5 protein-coding genes are annotated in these 4,255 nt (G+C 74.4%); 2 read left to right on the top strand and 3 right to left on the bottom strand.

Features of this window, described 5'->3' with window-relative positions; all coding sequences use genetic code 11:
* Positions 1–112: 112 nt before the first annotated feature.
* From ACI79E_RS22295 to ACI79E_RS22305, 3 genes are all read right to left on the bottom strand, one after another.
* Positions 113–265 carry a hypothetical protein gene (locus ACI79E_RS22295; RefSeq protein WP_456934768.1) on the bottom strand — a complete coding sequence of 51 codons (153 nt, stop codon included), beginning with the start codon at positions 263–265 and terminating at the stop codon, positions 113–115.
* Positions 266–267: 2 nt separating this feature from the next.
* The gene (locus ACI79E_RS22300) at positions 268–924 is read right to left on the bottom strand and encodes a class E sortase (RefSeq protein WP_456934769.1); all 657 of its coding nucleotides are present in this window, start codon (positions 922–924) and stop codon (positions 268–270) included.
* Between the two features lie 69 nt (positions 925–993).
* Positions 994–2,118: a PKD domain-containing protein gene (locus tag ACI79E_RS22305; RefSeq protein WP_456934770.1), complete on the bottom strand. Its 1,125-nt coding sequence runs from the start codon at positions 2,116–2,118 to the stop codon at positions 994–996.
* A gap of 330 nt (positions 2,119–2,448) precedes the next feature.
* On the opposite strand from ACI79E_RS22305, the gene ACI79E_RS22310 reads away from it, so the two are divergent.
* On the top strand, positions 2,449–3,075 hold the full coding sequence (locus ACI79E_RS22310) for a dihydrofolate reductase family protein (protein WP_456934771.1): 627 nt from the start codon (positions 2,449–2,451) through the stop codon (positions 3,073–3,075).
* Between the two features lie 66 nt (positions 3,076–3,141).
* A complete protein-coding gene (locus ACI79E_RS22315; RefSeq protein ID WP_456934772.1) occupies positions 3,142–4,131 on the top strand; it encodes an LLM class flavin-dependent oxidoreductase in 990 nt (329 codons plus the stop codon).
* The last annotated feature ends 124 nt before the right edge of the window (positions 4,132–4,255 follow it).

Consider the following 4,255-nt stretch of genomic DNA (forward strand, 5'->3'; position numbering starts at 1 on the left):
CCCCCCCCCCCCCCCCCCCCCCCCCCCCCCCCCCCCCCCCCCCCCCCCCCCCCCCCCCCCCCCCCCCCCCCCCCCCCCCCCCCCCCCCCCCCCCCCCCGTCGACGCGTGCGCTCACAGCGTCGGTGACCAGAGCTCCACGTGGGAGGACACCGCCGGGAAGGCCACGAACAGCAGCAGCGCCGCCACGGCCAGGGCCAGGAGCAGGGCGGTGACCGCCCGGGTCCCGGTGCTCCCCGGGAGGTGGCGCCAGATCCACGAGTACACGCTCAGACCTCCTCGAGCGCCGCCGGCCCCTCCGGCGACTCGGCCTTGGCCACCGAGCTCTCCAGCTCCCCGTGCACCACCAGGCGCTGCTCGGTGGAGAACTTGGGGTGGCAGGTCGTCATGGTGAGCACCGCCCCGGTCGCCTCCCCGTTCATGGGACCCCAGGGGGTGGGTGCGACGACGCTGCTCTCGCTCGGGTCGACGACGGTCGTGGTCGTCACCCGGTAGACGTGCCAGGTGTCCGCGGTCTCCACGACGACGGGGTCCCCGGGCTCCAGGACGTCGAGGGCGATGAACGGGCTGCCGCGGCCGACGCGGTGGCCGGCCATGGCGAAGTTCCCCTGCTCGCCCGGCATCGCGGTGCCCACGTAGTGCCCGGGGCCGTCCTCGAGCTCGTCGGGGTCGGTGCCCTCGACGACCGCCCGCTCCCAGTCCGCCCCGAAGCGGGGGATGTGCAGGAAGGCGAAGGCCTCGCCGAAGTCGGGCTCGGGGTCCGGGGACGGCGTGGACCACTCCTCGCGGAGGTCCTCGGACACCTGCTCCTGGGCCCGGTCACTGAACAGGTCGGTGATCCAGATCTCGTAGGCGACGTAGAGCAGCATCACGGCCCCGACCGTGATCGCGAGCTGGCAGAGCCCGCGGAAGGACGTGCGGATCACCGGTCCCCCTGTCCCGATGGAGTGCGTCCCGCCCGCCGGTGCCGGCGGGCGGGACGCGGGTGCTGTCGGTCAGGAGGCCGAGCCGGCCTTGCGGCGGCGGCTCACGACCAGGCCGGCGCCACCACCGGCGAGGACCAGACCGCCGATGGCGGCCATGCCCAGCACGTTGGCGCCGGTGTTCGGCAGCGGAGCGCCGTACTCGGTGGGCTCGATCGGGTCGGTCGGGTCGGTCGGGTCGGTCGGGTCGCCCCCGCCGTTGCCCGGGACGGTGACGGTGATCGCGAGCTCGGTGGTGAACGAGCCGCCGAGGTCGTCGACGACGGTGAGCTTCACGGTGTAGTTGCCCGAGGTGGTGTAGGTGTGCGTCGCCGTGGCGCTGCCCGCGGCCGGGGCGGTGCCGTCACCGAAGTCCCAGGTGTGGCTCACGATCTCGCCGTCGGCGTCGTCGGTCACGGCGCTGAAGGTGTAGGCCGCACCGTCGTTGGCGGAGGTGAAGCTCGCCGTCGGCAGCTGGTTCTCCGGGTCGGGGTCCGGGTTCCCGTTGCCGGAGCCGGAGCCGAACACGAAGTCGTTGCAGCCGAAGGTCATGCCGTGCACGACGGCGTCGGCGTCGGGCGAGTAGACGATCTGGAAGCCCATCGTCTGGATGACGGCGTTCGGGTAGGCGGCGCTGATGTCGACCAGCGTCGCCTCGTCGACGGCCTCGGAGGCGTTCGGGTCGATCTCGGTCAGGGGCACCTCGCTCCACCAGGTGTCGGCCGGGTCGCCCGTGGCGGGCTGGAAGTACACCAGCCAGGAGGGCAGCGCCCCACTGCCGTCGAGGTCCACCCACATCTCGTAGGTCGGGTGGTTGGCGAGGGGCTGGCCGGCGGCCTGGGTGACGTCCAGGGCGTAGTTCGACGGCGCGGTGGCCTGGGCCAGCGGGATGCCGAGCCCGTCCATGAAGTAGCCGGTGTAGGCGGAGTCCGTCGCGTCGGTCGTCATGTGCAGGCCGTCGGCCACCATCGTGGCGTTGCCGCCGTCGCCGAAGCCGGAGAGGCCGCCGTCGAAGATCGTGTCCAGCTGCTCCATGCTGGTGATCTCCGTGACGCCACAGGAGTTGGCGAGGGCCGCGCCGGGCGCGACCGCGCTGACGAGTGCGAACGTGCCGAGCCCCATGGCCCCGGCGGTGAACAGGCTGGTGGTGCGCTTCATGGTGGACCCCCGCGATCGGATGGACGGATTCCCCTGGAGCGGATGGCCGCTCCTTCCGTGCTCCGACTCTCACGGCGAGCGGGGGTGGGGGGACACCCCCCGTTTCGCCCCCTGGAGCTCCCCATCCTGTGGGGACGTCCGGTCGTGTCGTCACCGCGGGTGAGGTGTCGGCGGACCCAGCGCGATCGGCGTCCACCCGTTCGGGGGGTCCGTCCCCGGACCGGCGCGTCCGGGCCCCTGATCTCGCGGAACGCCGATGAGCCCGGGCTCCGGGCGACGTCCTAGGAGGAGACGGCGGCCGGCCGGGCCGCCCCACCCCGGGAGGCACCCGTGCGACCACTCGTCGTCACCACGTTCCTGACCATGGACGGCGTCGTGCAGGCGCCGGGAGGCCCGGGCGAGGACCCCTCCGGCGGCTTCGCCCACGAGGGCTGGCTGGTGCCCCACTTCGACGACGACCTCGGCGCCCAGATGGAGGAGTGGTTCACCGGCGCCCAGGACTTCCTGCTCGGCCGCGGGACCTACGAGATCTTCCACGCGTCCTGGCCGCAGATGCGCGACGAGAGCAGCGCGGTCGCGACCGGCCTCAACGACAAGACCAAGTACGTCGCCTCCCGCACCCTCACCTCGGTGGAGTGGGAGACCGCCCGCCTGCTCGACGGTCCGGTGCCCGACGCCGTCCGGGCGCTCAGGGCCGCCGACGGCGGCGAGCTGCAGGTGCACGGCTCGCCGGGGCTGGTGCAGACGCTGCTGCGGGAGGACCTCGTCGACGAGCTGCGGCTGGTGGTGTTCCCGGTGACGCTCGGGCAGGGCAAGCGGCTGTTCGGCGACGGGACGATCCCGCGGGCCTGGCGGCTGACCGCGTTCCGGGTGACCGGCTCCGGCGTCCTGGTCGCCACCTACCAGCGGGCCGGGGAGGTGGAGACCGGCTCCGTGGGGCCCGAGTACGAGCAGTGACACACCCGGGAAGGGCAGCGGCCCGCGACCGGTTGCTCAGGGCAACACCACCTGAGAGGTCTGTCCATGAGCATCCCGCTGTCCATCCTCGACCTGGCGCCGATCGCCCGTGGGGCGACCGCGGCCGACAGCATCGCCGCGAGCGTCGCGCTCGCCCAGCGCGCGGAGCAGACCGGCTACCGCCGCGTCTGGTACGCCGAGCACCACAACATGCCGACGATCGCCTCCTCGGCGACCAGCGTGCTGATCGCGCACGTCGGCGCGCACACGTCGTCCATCCGGCTCGGCGCCGGCGGCGTGATGCTGCCCAACCACTCGCCGCTGACGATCGCCGAGCAGTTCGGCACCCTCGACGCGATGTACCCCGGGCGGATCGACCTCGGGCTGGGCCGCGCCCCCGGCTCGGACCAGAACACGATGTACGCCCTGCGCCGCGACCCGCACTCGGCCGACCGGTTCCCGCAGGACGTCCTCGAGCTGCAGGCCTACCTGGCCGGCTCGACGCGGGTCCCCGGCGTCGACGCGATCCCCGGCAAGGGGTCGAACGTCCCGCTCTACGTCCTCGGCTCCTCGATGTTCGGCGCCACCCTGGCCGCCGCGCTCGGCCTGCCGTACGCCTTCGCCTCGCACTTCGCCCCCGCGATGCTCGAGCCCGCGGTGGAGGCCTACCGGCGCGAGTTCAAGCCCTCGGAGCAGCTGGACGCCCCGTACGTCATCGCCGGGGTGAACGCGGTCGCCGCCGACACCCGTGCCGAGGCCGAGGCCGCGTACGCCGCCGTCCGCCGGACCCTCGCCGTCGGCCTGTTCGGCCGCGGCCGGTCGCTGTCGGACGACGAGGCCCAGCTGCTGCTCGACGGCGGCGCGGGCCTGCACGTGGACACGATGCTCACCCACACCGCCGTCGGCACGCCCGCCGAGGTGCGCGAGTACCTCACCGGCTTCGCCCGGTCGGTCGACGCCGACGAGCTGATCGTCGCCCACCAGTTCCCCGGCACCGAGGGCCGGCTGCGCTCGGTCGAGCTCACCGCCGAGGCGATGTCGCTCGTCGCCGCCTGAGGCCGGTCGGCCCGTGGCGGGCCGGTCCCGGGGGGGGGGGGGGGGGGGGGGGGGGGGGGGGGGGGGGGGGGGGGGGGGGGGGGGGGGGGGGGGGGGGGGGGGGGGGGGGGGGGGGGGGGGGGGG

The sequence above is a fragment of the Geodermatophilus sp. SYSU D00079 genome (assembly GCF_054050635.1).